The following is a 17,467-nucleotide window of genomic DNA, read 5'->3' on the forward strand; positions in this document are numbered from 1 at the left end:
TCCTATCCAAGCTGACGCGAAGCCATTATCCGCCGTGCGGAAAATGAGCCGGCGCCGTTTCTTCTCCATCACTTCTCCGAAAGGCCGGGAGCCGTCATGCAGGATGACGTAACCGCAGTCGACCCCATCGCTGTCGTCGGAATGGCGTGCAGATTCCCTGGGCAGATCGACACCCCGGAATCGTTGTGGCACTTCGTGATCAACGGAAAACACACATCCAGCAAATTTCCGGCGGACCGGTCGATGACCGAGCTGGCCGATATCGCCGCCCCGGAGGTGGTGGCCGCGATGGCGCCGATGGGCGGGTTCATCGACGAGCCGGGGGAATTCGATCCGGAGTTCTTCGGCATCAGCCCGCGCGAGGCCAAGGCGATGGACCCGCAGCAGCGCATCGTCCTCGAGCTGACCTGGCAGGCGCTCGAGGACGCGCGGATCGACCCGAACGGGTTGCACGACAGTGATACCGGCGTCTACGTCGGGGCGATGGGCGGCGACTACGCCTACCTCATTCCCGGTCAGAAGGATCTCGACCCCGGCTACGTCGCGACGGGCGTGAGTCAGAGCGTGCTGTCCGGGCGCATCTCCTATGCCCTTGGCCTGCAGGGCCCGACCATGAGCATCGACACCGCCTGCTCGTCCTCGCTGGTCGCGCTGCACCTGGCCGCACGGGCGCTGAAGGCGGGTGAATGCTCGCTGGCGCTGGCCGCGGGTGTGTCGATCATGTCCACGCTCACCGGGTTCTACGCGCTCGGCCAGCACGGGGCGATCTCGAAAGAGGGCCGCAGCAAACCGTATTCGGCCGACGCGGACGGGTTCTGCATGTCCGAGGGCGCGGCCGTGCTGGTGCTGGAACGGCTCTCCGACGCCAGGCGTCACGGACACCAGGTCTTCGCCCTGCTCCGTGGCGCGGCGGTGAACCAGGACGGCGCGACCAAAGGCCTGACGGTGCCGAGCACCGACGCGCAGCGCAAGGTCATCGAGGCGGCGCTGGACGACGCGGGCCTCGGCTTCGCCGATGTCGACGTGGTGGAGGGGCACGGCACCGGTACTCCGGTGGGCGACCCGATCGAGCTGGAGGCGCTGCTGGCCACCTATGGCAGCGACCGTCCCGACGGGCAGCCGCTGCGATTGGGCTCGGTGAAGGGCAATTTCGGGCACACCCAGGCCGCGGCGGGCCTGGCGGGCGTGATCAAGATGATCGAGGCCATGCGCCACGAGGCGGTGCCGCCCTCGCTGGGCGTCACCGAACCGACCGGTGCGGTCGACTGGTCCACGGGCGCGGTCGAGGTGGTCACCGAGACCACGCCGTGGCCGGCCGGAGGGCGCCCGCGCCGCGCGGGCGTCTCCTCCTTCGGCATCAGCGGCACCAACGCGCACGTCATCGTCGAAGAACCGCCACTGCTCGACGCCCCCGTCCGTCCGGCCGACGGCCCGCGGCCGGCGGTGGTGCTCTGGCCGATCTCGGCGAAGACGCCGGAGGCGCTGGCGGCGCAGGCCACCGCCCTGGCCGAGCACGCCACCGCCCATCCGGAGTATCGCGACGCCGACATCGGCTTCGCGCTGGCCACCACGCGGGCCACCTTCGATCATCGCGCGGTGGTCGTCGGAGCCGACCGTGCGGAGTTGCTGGCCGGCCTGGCCGCCGTGGCCGCGCAGCAGCCGGTCGGCCCCATCCGCGGTCAAGCACTCGCCGACCGCGGTGTCGTATTCGTCTTCCCCGGCCAGGGCGGGCAGTACCAGGGCATGGCCGGGCAACTGCTGGCCGAATCGGCCGAATTCGCCGCCTCCGTCGCCGAGTGCGACGCCGCCTTCGCCGAATTCGTCGACTTCTCCGTCGCCGATGTGCTGCGCGAAGCCGACGGCGCGCCCACCCTCGACCGCATCGACGTGCTGCAACCGGCCCTGTTCACGACCATGGTCTCGCTTGCGCGGCTGTGGCGTGCGCTGGGCATCGAGCCGGCAGGCGTCATCGGCCATTCCCAGGGCGAGGTGGCCGCCGCCTATGTCGCCGGAGCGCTGTCGCTGCGCGACGCCGCGCGGGTGGTGGCACTGCGCAGCCGGGCGCTGAGCAGGCTCGACGGCACCGGGGCGATGGCCTCGATCAACGCCTCCGCCGGACGGGTGCGCGAGCTGCTCGCCGACATCCCCGAAGTGGAAGTGGCCGCGGTCAATTCGCCGTCGACCACCGTGGTGGCCGGTTCCCGGACCGGCGTCGACCGCGTTCTCGAGGTGTGCGAGCGCGAGGGGCTGCGCGCCCGGCGCATCCAGGTGGACGTGGCCTCGCACACCGCGCACATGGAGGCCATCGCGGAGGAGACCCGCGAGGCCCTGGCGCCGATCACCCCGCGGCCCAGCGAGATCGTGTTCTTCTCCACCGTCACCGGTGACGTGCTCGAAACCGAGAATCTCGGGCCCGACTACTGGTTCGCGAATCTGCGCCGGACCGTGAATTTCGACGACGGCTTCCAGGCCGCCTTCCAGTCCGGCTACAACGCCTTCCTGGAGATGAGCGCCCATCCGGTGCTCACCTCCGCCATGCACGAATCCCTCGACCAGTTCGGCTCGTTCGCCGACAGTTGCCTGATCGTGGGCTCGATCGAGCGCGAGAACGCGGGCCTGCGGCGGTTCCTCGCCTCGGTGGGCACAGCGCATGTGCACGGTGTCTCGCCGGACTGGCGCACGATCTACGATCCGGCCCGCCACGAGGCGGTGTCGCTGCCGACCTATCCGTTCCAGCGCCAGACCTACTGGCTGGCGTCTGTGCACAACGCCAACGGCGGCAAGCCCAGCGGGCTCGGGCTGGCCGATCCCGGCCACCCGCTGCTCGGTGCGATGGCCGAGCTGCCCGGCGCCGACCGGTTCCAGTTCAGCACCCGGCTGTCGGTGGCCACGCACGGCTGGATCAGCGATCACGCCCTGCACGGCAACGTCCTGGTTCCTGGCGCGATGCTGCTCGAGCTCGCCCTGCACGCCGGGGACAAGGTCGCCAGCCCCCGCGTGGAGAAGCTGACCATGTACACCCCCGTGACGCTGCCCGCCCAAGGCGCGGTGCAGGTGCAGCTGGTGATCGGCGAGGCGAAGGCGGGCAAACGCGCCATCGCGATCTACTCCCGCCAGGAGAACGAGGACGCCGCGGCGGGGGAGAACCTGTGGAGCCTGCACGCCGACGGCGTGCTCACCGCCCCGGGCCGCGCCGAGGACGCCGATCAGCAGAGCCTGGAACTGTGGCCGCCGGTCGGGGCCGAGCAGGCGCTCGAACCCGAACGCGCCTACGAGACGCTGGCCGCGCTCGGCTACCACTACGGCCCGATCTTCCAGGGTATGCGGGCGGTGTGGCGGCGCGGCGAGGACATCTTCGCCGAGGTGGCGCTGCCGGACTCGGTGGCCGACGCCGACAAGTACGGCCTGCATCCGGCACTGCTCGACTCGGCCATGCAGACCGTGGCCGCGGTGGCCTCGATGATGCCCACCGAGCCCGGCGCGATCCGGCTGCCGTTCGCCTGGGAGCGGGTCGAGTTGCACGCCGTCGGCGCGAAAGCGCTGCGCGCCAAGCTGACTCCGGCCGGGCCGGACCGGGTGCGCTGGGTGCTGGGCGACAACAACGGTCGCACGGTGGCCGTCGGCACCCTGCAGGTGCGGTCGATCTCGATGGGCACCCTCGCCCAGCGCGGCCTGTCGGGCAAGCAGGATTCGCTGTTCGGCGTCGACTGGTTGTCGCTGCCCGCGCAACGCGCCCGCTACACCGCGCGGCCGGGGGAGTGGGCCGTGCTCGGCGAACTGCCACCGGGCGTGCCGGACACCGCGGGGCTGACCGTCTACCCCGATCCGGACGCGCTCTACGCCGCCGTCGCCGCGGGCACGCCCGTGCCGAAAGTGGTGCTCGCGCCCCGGGACGCGGCGGGCGCCTGGCGGGAGTCGGACCCCACCGAGTCGGTCCGCGAGGATCTGGTGCGCACGCTGACCCGGTTGCAGACCTGGCTGGCCGACGAGCGGTTCACCGAGACCACGCTGGTGCTGATCAGCGGCGGCGTGCAGACGGCCGACCTGGCCGAGTCGGTGGCGGATCCGGCAGGCGCCGCGGTCTGGGGCCTGGTGCGCAGCGCGCAGTCGGAGCACCAGGACCGCATCGTCCAGCTCGACCACGACGACGCGGGTGTCACCCTCGACCAGCTGGCCACCGCCCTGAGTCTCGAGGAACCCGAACTGGTCCTGCGCCGGGGCGTGTTCCACGGCAGGCGCATCCGGTCCGGTCTCGATGCCGCCGCGGCGGCGGGCAGGCGGCTGAGCGGGCCGTGGCGCTTGGACGTCCCGTCCTCGGGCAATCTCGACGACGTCGCCCTCGCCGAGCGGACCCCCGTCGCCACCGGGCCCGCACCGGGCTGCGTGCGGGTCGAACTGCGCGCGGCCGGTCTGTCCTTCCCGGTCGCCCTCACCGGACTCGACGCCGTCGCGGGCAGGCCGCAGCGGCTGGTACACGAGGCCGCGGGCGTGGTGCGCGCCGTCGGTGCCGGAGTGACCGCGTTCGCGCCCGGCGACGAGGTCTTCGGCCTGGTCGACGAGATCGCCGACACCGTCGACATCGCTGCCGTCGCTGCCGTCGCTGCCGTCGCTGACGTGGCTGACGTGGCCGACGTCGCCGACATCGACACCGCCTCCGCGACTGCCTCCGCGACCGCTGACGCCACGGGCGTACGGACAGATGCCGGCCTCGGCACGGACACCGGCAACATCGGGATGCTGGCGCACGTGCCCGCCGGGTGGTCGCTCGCGCAGGCGGCGGCCGCGCCGGTCGCCTACCTCACCGCCCTCTACGCCTTGCGTGAGACCGCCGCCGCGCGGCCAGGTGAACGGGTGCTGGTGCACTCGGCCACCGGCGGCGTCGGCACCGCCGCCCTCCACCTGGCCGCCCACCTGGGCCTCGAGGTCTACGCGACCGCGAGTGCGGGCAAGCAGGATGTGTTGCGCGGCATGGGTTTCGCCGAGGATCATCTCGCCGATTCCCGCTCGGCGGAATTCGCCACCCGCTTCGCCGGGCGCGGCATCGACATCGTGCTCGACCTGCTGCCCGCCGAATTCACCGACGCCTCCCTCGGACTGCTCGACGGCGAGGGCCGATTCGTCGACATCGCCCGCGGCGGGGTGCGCGACCCCGGACAGGTGCGCGCCGGACACGGCGTCGAATACCACACCTTCGAGCTGGGAGCGCTGGACCGCGCCACCCTCGCCGGCCTGCTCGCCGACGTCGCCGCGCTGGCCGCCGGCGGAGCCGTCCCGGCGCTGCCGCTGACCCGCTTCGACATCCGGCAGGCCGACGCCGCGCTGCGCCATCTCGGCGAGGCCCGTCACATCGGCAAGGTCGTGCTCACCTGGCCGCCGGCTTTCGACCCCGAGCGCACCGTGCTGGTCACCGGTGGCACCGGCAAGATCGGCGGCATCATCGCCCGGCATCTGGTGCACGCCTACGGGGCCAGGCATCTGCTGCTCACCAGCCGCAGCGGCCCGGCCGCCGAGGGGGTCGGCGACTTGGTCGCCGAACTCACGCAGGCCGGTGCGCAGGTGCGGGTCGAGGCCTGTGACGCCGCGGATCGCGACGCACTCGCCGCGGTGCTCGCGAGTGTGCCCGCCGAACACCGGCTGGGCGGGGTGGTGCACCTGGCGGCCGCCCTCGCCGACGCCACCTTCGACCGGATCACCCCCGACCAGGTGGCCGCGGTGCTCGGCGCCAAGGCCGACGGCGCCTGGCATCTGCACGAGCTCACCCGCGACGAGGACCTGTCGATGTTCGTGCTGTTCTCCTCGGCCGCAGGCACGTTCGGCGCGCCGGGACAGGCGAACTACGCCGCCGCCAACGTCTTCCTGGACGCGCTGGCCCGCCGCCGCTATCACGAAGGGCTGCCCGCGACCTCGATGGCGTGGGGCTGGTGGGCCGAGGACACCTCCAACACCGGCTCGCTCGACGACAAGGACCGCGCCCGGCTGACCCGGATGGGCGTGACCCCGATCGAGACCGGGCAGGCGCTGGAACTCTTCGACGCCGCACTGGCCACCGGCAGGCCGTATGTGGTGCCGGTCGGCATGGACCTGTCGCTGCTGCGAGTGGCTTCCTCGGTCGCCGAACTGCCGCCGTTCTTCCGCGCGCTGCTGCACTCGCGCCCGCGCGCCACCGGGCAGACCGGCGACGCCTCGCAACTGGCCAAGCGGCTGTCCGGCCTCAGCCCGGCCGAACAGCACGCGGTGGTGGTCGATCTGCTCAAGACCCCGATATCGATGGTGCTCGGCTACTCGTCCCCGGACGCGGTGGCACCGGACCGGGAATTCACCGAGATGGGCATCGACTCGCTCAGCTCCATCGAACTGGGCACCCACCTGCGCGCCATGACCGGCGTCAAACTCGCCAATTCGGTGATCTTCCAGTACCCGACGGTCAACCTGCTGGCCCGGCATGTGCTCGACCAGATCACCCCGCAGGACGCCGAACTCGCCGACCCGATCGTGTCCGAGGTCGAGATGCTGCTCGAACGCCTGGCCGCCATCCACGAGGACGGCCGGATACCGGAGCCCCTGCTCGAGCGGCTGACCGGCTCGATGGGCCGGTTGCGCGGCGGGGAGGTGGCCGCCGTCGACGGAGTCCGGTCGTGAACCGGGTGCTCGCGGTCTCCGACCTGCACGTCGGTCACCCCGGCAACCGGGACGTGGTCGACCTGATCCGGCCCACCTCGCCGGAGGACTGGCTGATCGTCGCCGGCGACGTGGGGGAGCGGATCGAGCACGTCCGCGGCGTGCTCGCCGCGCTGCGCAAACGGTTCGCGAAGGTGATCTGGGTGCCCGGCAACCATGAATTGTGGAGCACCGCAACCGATCCGGTGACCCGGCGCGGGGAGGGCCGGTACCAGCGGCTGGTCGCCGAGTGCCGGGCTCTCGGCGTGCTCACCCCGGAGGATCCGTATCCGGTGTGGGAGGGGCCGGGCGGTCCGGTGACGCTGGTGCCGATGTTCCTGCTCTACGACTACACCTTCCTGCCGCGCGGGGCCCGCACCAAAGCCGAAGGGCTGGCGATCGCGGCGGCCAAGGGCACGGTCGCCACCGACGAGATGCTGCTCGCCCACGAACCCTACGAATCGCGCGAGCAGTGGTGCCGGGCGCGGGTGGAGCTGACCCGTGAGCGGCTCGACCGCCTCGATCCGTCGCAGCCGCTGGTGTTGATCAACCACTTCCCCCTGCTGCGGGAACAGACCAGGATGCTGTGGCGCTCGGAGTTCGCGCTGTGGTGCGGCACCGAGCTGACCGCCGAGTGGCACCGCAGCTACAACGTGCGCTGCGTCGTCTACGGGCACCTGCACATCCGGCGCACCGACCACTTCGACGGAGTGCGCTTCGAAGAGGTCTCGCTCGGCTATCCACGCGAATGGCGCCGCCGCGGCCTGCCCGACCCGCTGTTGCGGGAAATCCTGCCCGGCCCTTCACGATCGGCGCGGGCGGGGAACGCGCTGACCCGCCGCGCGGTCGGCGGGGCCTTGCGCGCGGCGAGCGCGCTGTCCGATCCGATGTCCGGCCGCCGAGGGAGAACCACACGATGACCGACACCACCACCGCCCGCTCCCGGCTGGCCGGGGAACTGGGCGGCGACCTGGCCGCCCTCGACACGCTGTCCGAGGAGCAGTGCGCGGACCTGCTCGGCCTGCTGGAACAGGCCCCCGACCGCGACCTCGAATGCTGCGAGCCGCAACTGCGCGACAGCATCGACACCCTGCCGCGCGTGTGCCGTCCCGCTGTGCGCCGAGTCTTCCTGGGGCGGTGGCGATGACCGATCGCGCCACCGCTCGCCAGCTCGCCCGGCTGTCCGCGGCGCTGCACGTGCCGGTCGAGCGGCTCGACCACCTCGCCGTGCTCGGCGCCGAGGACCTGGCCGTACTCACCGACCGGGTACTGGCCCGCCTGCACGTCCGCTACGCCGCCCGCTACCGGCGCCTCTACCGGCTCGGCCGCCGGTTTCCGCAGCGGCGTGCGGTGCCCTTCGCGGTACGCCTGTTGCCGCCGCGTCTGCTCGGTCGCGTCATCACCGCCGCGCTGACCGACGAACACGGCCTGGAATCGGCCGCGCGGTCGCTGAATTCGATCGATCCCACGGTGATCGCCGACGCCGCGCCGTTCATCGACCCCGCGGCCATCGGCCGCGCCGCGCACCTGAGCTCCGGTGAGGTCGTCGGCGAGGTGATGGCCGAACTGCTGCGCCGCCAGGATTTCGCCACGGCCGACCTGTTCGTGGACTACATGACGGCTCAGTTGGCCACCCCCGCACCCGAACCGCAGGTGCCCGCCGCGCCTGTCCCGCGCCGCCTGGGCGATCGGCTGACCGCTTTCGCCAAGAGGGGCCGATCATGAACGGTCGGCTGCGAGCGGCGCGAGCCGAGCGCCACCCCGGAGGCGTCCCACTCATGCCCGGCAGGCGCGGCACGAGCGCTATCGGCGACGTCTCCGACACCGCGCGCTGGGTGGCCGTCCACCGGGCACGGGAATCCCTGCGTCCCGATGCCCTGTTCCACGACCCGCTGGCCGCCGAACTCGTCGGCGCGGACGGCGCGGATCTGGCCGATCCGCGCCTGCTGCCCCCCGGCGCCCGTGACCACTGGCCCACCGTGGTGCGCACCCGGCTCATCGACGACCTGCTGCTGCGCTCGATCACCGAAGGCTGCGATCGGGTCGTCAACCTGGCCGCCGGCCTGGACACCAGGCCCTACCGGCTGCCGCTGCCCGCCGACATGCGCTGGTACGAGGTCGATCTGCCCGATGTGGTGGCAGGCAAGGAGCGTGTGCTCGCCGGGCGCACGCCGCACTGCCACCGGATCGGTCGCGCTCTGGACGTGACCGATCGCCCCGCGCTGGACGACTTCCTCGCCGAGGCCACCGCGGGCGCGACCCGCCCCCTGGTGCTCACCGAGGGGCTGCTGCCGTACCTGTCCGAGCCGCAGGTCCGTGATCTCCTCGCCGCCGTGCGCGCCGCACCTGTGCACTGGTGGGTGTTCGACCACTGGTCGCCGCTGATGCTGCGCGCGGTCAACATCCTGCTCGGCGGCGTCCTGGGCTCGGCGAGCTGGCGGTTCGCCGCCCCGCTGACCTACTTCGACGGCTGGACACTCGACAGCGCGCAGGCGATCTTCCGTGCCGCCGCCCGTCTGCGCCGCGCCCCGCTGCCGTTCGCGCCGTGGGCGCTGCTGCCCGACCGGGGACTGCTCGGGCGACCGGAGACATCGCGCGTCTGGTGTGCGACGGTGCGCCTGCGCCGCACGGAGGAACAGGATCGGCATGAACACCATTCCCGCGGGTGACCGCACGCTCGGGCACGCGGTGGTCCTCGGCGGCGGTTTCGCCGGGATCCTCGCGGCGGGCGCGCTCGCCCCGTACGCGGAAACGGTCACGGTGCTCGACCGCGACGAGCCGCACGTCGCGCCGCAGCGGCGGCGTGGCGTCCCGCAGGACCGCCATCCGCATTTCCTCGGGCCCGGCGGCGCCGAGTTGATCGAGGCCCTGCTTCCCGGCGTGCACACCGCGTTGTGGGCGGCAGGCGCCCGGCGCATCCGCACCACCGAGGACATGCTGCTCTACCTCAGCGCGGGCGGTTGGCTACCGCGATACCGGACCGAGCGATTCGGCGTGGCGTGTAGCCGATCCCTGCTCGATCACGTGCTGCGCGAACGGGTCAGGCAGTTCGGCAATGTCGGCTTCCGGGGCGGCTGCCTGCCCACCGGACTGCTCGGCGACGCACGCGCGGTCACCGGCGTGACCTATCGGGATCTGCGGGACCACGAGGGCAGGACGCCGGGCGCTCGCGGACCGGCCGAGACCTGTTCATTGCCCGCCGATCTCGTGGTCGACGCCACCGGCCGCGCCTCCCGCGCCTCGGCGTTGCTGGCCGGCCTGGGGGTGGGCGAGGCGCCCCTCCAGGTGGTCGACGCCGGGCACTCGTATTCCTCCCGGGTCTATCGGGCCCGCCCCGGCGCCGAGCGGAGCACCCCGCTGGTGCTGATCCAAGCCGAGACCGGGCCGGGCAGGCCCTCCGGCAACGGTGCGCTGCTGCCCATCGAGGACGGTTTGTGGATCGTCACCCTCGGCGGGCTGCGCGGGGCCGCGGTCCCCGACAGCGAGGACGACTACCTCGGCTACGCCCGCCACGCGCTCGGCACCCCGCTGCTGGCCGACATGCTCGCCGACGCCGAACCGGTCACCGCTGTCCTCCGCTCCCGCAGCACCTTCAACCGCAGGCATCGCTTCGACCGGGTCCCCGGCTGGCCGCGCGGGTTCCTCGTCCTCGGCGACGCGGCGACCGCGCTGAACCCGGTCTACGGGCAGGGCCTCACCGTGGCCGCGCGCGGCGCGACGGCATTGCGGGCGACGCTGGCCGCGGGCGAACCGGTCACCCGGCGGTTGCAACGCGCCGTCGCCCGGTCGGCGCTGCTGGCCTGGGAGGTGTCCACCCGTCAGGACCGGCGCTTCCCCCACACCATCGGTCCCGCCGTCGGCCGGATCGACCGGCTCGCGCACGGCTACGCCGACCGGGTGATGCGGGCCGCCCAATCCCGGCCGGCGGTCGGCGCCCGCCTCATCGACGCGATGTTCCTGGCCGCGCCCGCGGTGCGCAGTGTCGGGCACCCCATGGTGGCGCTGGCCGCCGCTCTCGACGGCGGTGCGCCGCACCTGACCACGCCGCCGCTGACCGACCGGGAGCGTTCGGTGCTGACCGGGGGACGCCGATGACCGGTCCGGGCGAGCCGATCGCGATCATCGGTATGGCAGGCCGGTTTCCCGGCGCGGACAGCGTCGCGGACCTGTGGCGTCTGCTGTGCGCGGGCACCGACGCCGTCCGCGCTGCCCCGCCCGTGGGCCGGGACATCGCACCGGCGTCCGGCGGCGACGTCCGCGTCCCCACGGCGGGCGGCTTCCTCGACGACGTGGCGGGCTTCGACGCCACCCTGTTCGGCATCTCCCCGCGCGAAGCCGCCGACATCGATCCGCAGCAGCGCCTGTTCCTCGAAACCGCCTGGCGGGCACTCGAAGACGCGAACATACCCGCCGACCGGCTGCGCGGCACACGGACCGGCGTCTACGCGGGCGCCTCCTGGCACGACTACGCCACCCTGCGCTCGCGCATCGCGGCGCCGCCGACCCCGCACAGCGTGGTCGGTTCGGCGCTGGACATGATCGCGACCCGCGTCTCCTACACCCTCGGGATCACCGGTCCGAGCATGACCGTCGAAACCGGTTGCTCGTCGGCCTCGGTCGCCGTCGACCTGGCCGTCCGCGCGCTGCGCTCCGGTGACATCGAGGCAGCGCTGGTCGGAGGCGTGAATCTGATCCTCGGTCCGGAGGTCACCGCCGGTCTCGCCCACTTCGGCGCGCTGTCCCCGGACGGGCGCTGCGCGGCATTCGGCGCGGGCGCGAACGGTTTCGTGCGCGGTGAAGGCGTGGCCGTGCTCTACCTGAAGACGCTGTCGGCCGCCCGGCGCGACGGCGACCCGATCCGCGCGAGCATCGTCGAGACGGTGGTGAACAACGACGGCGGAGGCGACAGCCTCGTCACGCCCAGCCCCGCGGGTCAGCGCGACCTGCTGCGCCGCGCCTATCTCCACACCGGTCTGGATCCGGCTCGGCTCGGGTATCTCGAAGCACACGGCACCGGCACCGGCCGCGGCGACCCCGTCGAAGCAGGCGCGCTGGGGGCGATCCTCGGGCGCCGCCGCCCACCGGACGCAGGCCCGCTGCCGATCGGCTCGATCAAATCCGCCATCGGCCACCTGGAAGCCGCCGCGGGCGTCGCCGGCCTGATCAAAGCTGTGCTCTGCCTGGAACATCGCCACCTGCCCGCCACGCTGCACGCCGCCACCCTCAACCCGGACATCGACTTCGACGACCTCGGGGTGCGGGTGCTGCGCGCTCCGGTAGCGCTGGCGGTCGGCCCCGAGACACTCGTCGGCGTCAACTCCTTCGGCTGGGGCGGCACGAATGCCCACATCGTCGTCGGGCCCGCCCCCTGGGGCCCCGGCATTCCGGACGCCTCCGAGTCTCGGCTCAGCGCCGCCGGAGTGTCCGTGGCCCGCGGTATGCCTCGCGCATCCGGAGCGCCGCACCTGCCGGAGACTCCCGGATGCCGGGATGTGACCGCAGTGCCCGGAGCCGCCGGTGTGCCGGGGGAGCCGGGAGTTCTCGGAGGCCCCGATGTCGGCGGAGCGTCGGGAGCATCCGGTGTGCTGATGGTCTCGGCGCAGGACGGCGCGGCGCTCCGCGAGCGCTGTGGGGCACTGGCCGATCTGCTGACATCGGGCGCCACCACCGTCGACGAGATGAGTGCGGCCCTGGCGGCTTTCCCGCCCGCCTTACCCCGGCGCGCGGCCTTCCTCGTCGGCGACCGCGCGGACGCGGTGCCCGCGCTCGGCGCGTTCCGGGACGGGGGCGCCGATTCGCCCACGGTGGTGTCCGGACGCGCCCGCCCGGTCGGCCGGGTGGCTTTCGTGTTTCCCGGCCAGGGCTCGCAGTGGCACAGCCCGGCCGCCGGTCTCTACGGCCGCGAACCGGCGTTCACCGAGGTCGTCGACGACTGCGCGGCCGCCCTCGCCCCGCACGTGGACTGGGACACCCGTGCTGTGCTGACCGGCGTGGCGGGGCCGGGCTGGCTGGCTCGTGTCGATCAGGTGCAGCCGGTGCTGTGGGCGTATTCGCTCGCCCTCGCGGCGCAGTGGCGTGCCATGGGCGTGCACCCCGATGTGGTGATCGGCCACAGCCAAGGCGAGATCGCCGCGGCGACCCTGGCCGGCCTGCTCGATCCGAGCGCCGCGGCCCGCATCGTCGCCCGCCGCAGCGCTGCCCTGCGCACGGTGGCAGGCACCGGCCGCATGCTGGCCGTCGACCTGCCCGCCGACGAGATACCCGACGCCATAGCGGGTTTCGAGGACCTGGTCAGCCTGGCCGTCCACAACGGGCCCCGCTCCTGCGTCCTGTCCGGCGACACCGACGCCGTCGACGCCCTCGCCGAAATCCTCACCGCCGAAGGCATCTACTGCAGGCCGGTGAACGTCGACTACGCCTCCCACAGCCCGCACATGGACAGCCTCGCCGCCGCTTTGCGTACCGAACTCGCCGACACCGGGGCCGCCGCCGAGTCCGGCCGGTCACCGCGCGACGCGATCGACATGATGTCGACGGTCACCGCGCGTCCGCTCACCGCCCTCGATCCGGACTACTGGGCGGACAATCTGCGCCGTCCGGTGCGTTTCGCCGATGCGATGACCGCCGTGTTCGACGCGGGCGTCACCCATGTCGTCGAGGTCGCCCCGCATCCGGTGCTGACCCCCGCCGTGGAACAACTCGCCGCCACCCGTCCCGACCCGCCCGTCGTCCTGTCCTCCCTCGCCCGCGACCGCGATCCGCTGCGCGAACTCGCCCGCAGCCGAGCCCTGGCCTTCCTGGCCGGACTCCGCCCGGTCGCCGACATCCCGCCGCCTGCCCGAAACCCGCTGCCGCGCACGGTGATGCGCCGCAGCCGGTACTGGCTCGCGCCCGGCGCGCCCACCGAGCCCGCCGCCGCGCCGCCGGTCCTGCGCCCCAGCCCCGTCGATCCGGCCGTCCAGCACGCCACCGTCGCACTCACCCGCCACGACCTCGACTGGCTAGGCGACCATCGGGTCGGCGAGGCCGTGATCGCCCCCGCCGTCTTCTTCCTCACCCTCGCCGCCCGCACCGACCCCGACCCCACCACCCCGCGCCGCCTGCGCGACATCCGTTTCCTGAACCCCCTCCCTCTCGACGTGGCCGCGACGGCTTCCCGCACTCAGCGTGTGGAAGTTCTCCTCCGCCCAGGGCTCGCCGGAACCGGGGTACTGGAATTCCGCACCAGCGCGACCGGATCGGACAGCGGCACACTCCACGCCCGCGGCAGTTCGGTGTCCGTCGCTGATCCCGTCGGCGAGAAGCCTGCTCGCGGTGCGGGCGATCACCGCACCGATACTCCGACTGACCCGGCACGGGTGACGACCGACATCGACCCCGAGGATTTCTACCGGCGGTGCGAGCGGCGCGGACTGCGCTACGGCCCCGAGTTCCGCGGTATCCGCGAACTCCGGGTGACCACGACCCCGACCGGCCGTTCGGCCCTGGCACGGATCGAAGCGGGTCCGCTCGCCCGAGCGCGCGCAGCCGCCGGGGAATTGCACGTCACCGTGCTCGACGCCGCCGCGCAAACCGCGCTGGCCCTCTTCGATGACCTCGAGGGAACGGACCCGCGTACCGAGCCGACTGTCATCGCTGAACCCCCTGCCGTCGGTGAATCCACTGTCCTCGCCGCGTCTGCTGCCTTCGACGCGCCTGCCGCGTCTGCTGTGCGCCCTGCGCTGACCGGGCACACTGCGTCCACCGGGCACACTGCGTCCACCGGGTCTGCTGCGCCCACGGGGTCTGCTGCGCCCACGGGGTCTGCTGCGCCCACGGGGTCTGCTGCGATCCCGGTGCCCGCTGTGCCCACCGCGACCCGAGTACCGACCCTGGTCCCCGCGGCGCTCGCCGAATATCGGACCTTTCCCGCCCCGGCCGGATTCGTGGACTGGGTATGGGCACACGCCGTCCGCACCGGCCCGTACCGCGCCGACATCCACCTCCGTGACGACGAAGGCCGCCCGCTGGCGCAGCTCCTCGGTCTCCAGTTGGCCGAGATCGACACGGCGGTCGCCGAGCCGCGCCGCCGTGACCGGGAGTTCCACGTCGCGTTCGCTCCGGTACCGCGCCATCGGGGCGACTCCGGATCGCGCTCGGACAACGACCTTTTCGTGCTGACGGGCGACGAGCCCGGATGCGCGCTGCTCGGCGCCGAGCTGCGTCGGCTCGGTCTGCGCGTCGGACGCGAGATCCCGCCGGGACAGCCCACGACGATCGTCTTCCTCGCGCCTGCGGGCGAGGGGGTCCCGGTGCTCGATCCGGGCGGGGACGGCGGACACCATCGCCGATCCGGTTCTGGTGAAACCGGACTCACCGAACAGCGAAAGGGCTTGGCCGACCTCGCCGACTCGGTACGTGCGTACTCGGGTGTGGAAGCGCCCCTGCGGCTGGTCGTGGTGACGACCGGCGCACAGGCGGCGAACCCGCAGGAACGTCCCGACCCCGGCGCGGCGCTGTACTGGGGCTTCGGTCGTGTCCTGCGCCGCGAGCATCCGGAACTGGCGGCCGTGCTGCTCGATCTCGATCCGGCCGCCGCGGCCACCGACCGCCTCGCCGCCTGCGCCGCCGAGTTGGCCGCCGCGGGCACCGAGGACCAGGTGCTCCTGCGTGCCGGGAATCGTCTCGTCGGGCGTATCACGAATGATGTTCCCGCGGAACGGGTCCGCGCGCCGTGGCGCGGGGGGCGCCGTCCTTTCCGGCTCGGCGCGGGGCCGAATCGCCGGATCGAGGACATCGAGTTCCGTCCCCTCGCCCCGCGCGCCCCCGAAGCGGGCGAGGTGCTGCTGCGCGTCGAGGCGTCGGCGATCAACTTCATCGACCTCATGAAGGCGACGGGCTCCTATCCCGACGACTCGCAGGGCGTCGATCTGCTCGGCGTCGACTGTGCGGGCGTGATCGAGGCGGTCGGTCCCGGAGTACGTGACCGGGTGCCGGGGCAACGGGTCGTCGCCTGCGCATTCGGGGCGCTGGCATCCCACCTCACCGTCCGCGCCGGTCACACCGCGCCGGTCCCGGCGGGGATGCCGAGCACCACGGCAGCCGCCCTGCCGCTGGTGGTCGCCACTGCCTGGCAGGCACTGGCCAGGGGCGCCCGCGTCGAGCCGGGGGAGACGGTGCTGATCCACTCCGCGGCGGGCGGGGTGGGCGCGGCGGCGGTCGCGATCGCCCGGCACCTGGGCGGGCGAGTGCTGGCCACCGCGGGCAGCGAGCCCCGCCGGGCGTACCTGCGGGCCCTCGGCATCACCGATGTGTTCGACTCCCGGGCCGCCGACTGGCCCCAGCAGGTGCGATCGGCGACCGGAGGCCGCGGCGTCGACGTGGTCCTCAACTCCTTGGCGGGCGCGGCCGTCGACCACGGCATCGAGGTGCTCGCCGAAGACGGCCGGTTCGTCGAGATCGGCAAGCGCGACATCTACGCCGATCGCCGCATCGGCCTGCGCGCCTTCGCGAAAGGTCTCACCCTCGCCGCCGTCGATCTCGGCGGCATGATGACTCGCCGACCGCACCGCTACGCCGCCCTGCTCGGCGAAGCCTGGCAGACCGTACTCGACGGCATCGTCGCCGACCTGCCGCTCACCGTCCACGACTTCACCGACGCACCCGCCGCGCTGGCCGCGCTCACCGAGGACGCGCGGATCGGCAAGATCGTGCTCACCGGTCCGGACACCGTCGCCGAGGTCGTCCCGGAACCGTTGCCGCACGGCCGATTCCGCGCCGCAGCCACCTACGTCATCACCGGCGGCCACGGCGCTCTGGGCCGCAGCCTCGCCACGTACCTGCTCGACCACGGCGCGGGCGCGGTCGCCCTCGTCAGCAGGGGCGCCCACTCTCCACCGGAGGACCCGCGGATTCACGGCTACCGCGCCGAAGTCGCCGATCGCGCCGCGCTGGCCGCGGCATTGGCCGCGATCCGCGCCGATCTGCCCCCCATCCACGGCATCGTCCACGCGGCGGGAGTGCTCGACGACGCCACCGTGCTCAGCCTGCGCGCCGACCGGATCGAACGCGTACTGCGTCCCAAGATCGACGGCGCGCGCCACCTGCACGAGCTCACCGCCGAGGATCCCCTCGACGTGTTCGTCCTGTTCTCCTCTGCCGCCGCGCTGGTCGGGAACCCCGGCCAAGCCGCCTACGCGGCCGCCAACGCCTACCTCGACGCGCTCGCCCTGGCTCGCAGGCACGACGGACGCCCCGGCCTGAGCGTGCAGTGGGGTCCGTTCGACGACATCGGCCTGGCCGCGGCTCGCGCCGACCGCGGCGCTCGCCTCGCCGATCGCGGATTGACCGGGATCGCCGCCGACGAGGCCTGGCACGCGTTGGGCACCTTCCTCACCGAGCACACCGTGCTCACCGGCTACTTCGGTTTCGACCGCCGCCGCTGGTTCGACGCCTACCCCGACTGCGCGGGTCAGGCCTGCTGGTCGCCGCTGTACGACGCCGGCGACACCCCCGCGGCCGCACCGGGGCCGGGCGGACGGCTTCGCACCACCCTGGCGGACGTGAGCGTGGACGAACGGCGAGCGCTGATCCAGGCCGAGGTCACCGCACTGGCCGCCCGAGTCCTGCGATTGCCCGCCACCGATCTCGACGCCTCCGCCCCGTTGCGAGCGCTCGGCCTGGACTCCCTGCTCGGCCTCGAACTGCGCAATCAGCTCGAAACAGCCTTCGCCCTGCGTCTTTCGGCGACCCTGCTGTGGACCTACGGCACCACCGCCGCGCTGGCGACGGCCATCGACGAACGACTCGCCGCCGAGCCGGCGTGACCTCA

Annotated in this window: 7 protein-coding genes; all 7 read left to right on the top strand. The window is 72.9% G+C overall.

Features of this window, described 5'->3' with window-relative positions:
* The first annotated feature begins 96 nt into the window (after positions 1–96).
* From NS3_RS18200 to NS3_RS18230, 7 genes are read left to right on the top strand one after another with little or no spacing between them, the layout of a single operon-like run.
* Entirely contained in the window at positions 97–6,639 is a 6,543-nt protein-coding gene (locus NS3_RS18200) for a type I polyketide synthase (RefSeq protein ID WP_084495717.1), read from the top strand.
* Complete coding sequence (locus tag NS3_RS18205) at positions 6,636–7,577, top strand: metallophosphoesterase family protein (RefSeq protein WP_067861228.1); 942 nt, start codon at positions 6,636–6,638, stop codon at positions 7,575–7,577. The genes NS3_RS18200 and NS3_RS18205 overlap by 4 nt, the downstream gene beginning before the upstream one ends.
* On the top strand, positions 7,574–7,804 hold the full coding sequence (locus tag NS3_RS18210; protein WP_067861229.1) for a hypothetical protein: 231 nt from the start codon (positions 7,574–7,576) through the stop codon (positions 7,802–7,804). The genes NS3_RS18205 and NS3_RS18210 overlap by 4 nt, the downstream gene beginning before the upstream one ends.
* Entirely contained in the window at positions 7,801–8,382 is a 582-nt protein-coding gene (locus NS3_RS18215) for a hypothetical protein (RefSeq protein ID WP_157101409.1), read from the top strand. Before NS3_RS18210 ends, NS3_RS18215 begins: the two co-directional genes overlap by 4 nt.
* Entirely contained in the window at positions 8,379–9,326 is a 948-nt protein-coding gene (locus NS3_RS18220; RefSeq protein ID WP_084495718.1) for a class I SAM-dependent methyltransferase, read from the top strand. Before NS3_RS18215 ends, NS3_RS18220 begins: the two co-directional genes overlap by 4 nt.
* Complete coding sequence (locus tag NS3_RS18225; protein WP_067861235.1) at positions 9,304–10,752, top strand: NAD(P)/FAD-dependent oxidoreductase; 1,449 nt, start codon at positions 9,304–9,306, stop codon at positions 10,750–10,752. The genes NS3_RS18220 and NS3_RS18225 overlap by 23 nt, the downstream gene beginning before the upstream one ends.
* Positions 10,749–17,462 carry a type I polyketide synthase gene (locus NS3_RS18230; RefSeq protein WP_067861237.1) on the top strand — a complete coding sequence of 2,238 codons (6,714 nt, stop codon included), beginning with the start codon at positions 10,749–10,751 and terminating at the stop codon, positions 17,460–17,462. The genes NS3_RS18225 and NS3_RS18230 overlap by 4 nt, the downstream gene beginning before the upstream one ends.
* The last annotated feature ends 5 nt before the right edge of the window (positions 17,463–17,467 follow it).

The sequence above is a fragment of the Nocardia shimofusensis NBRC 100134 genome, assembly GCF_001613125.1.
Taxonomy (GTDB): Bacteria; Actinomycetota; Actinomycetes; order Mycobacteriales; family Mycobacteriaceae; genus Nocardia; species Nocardia shimofusensis.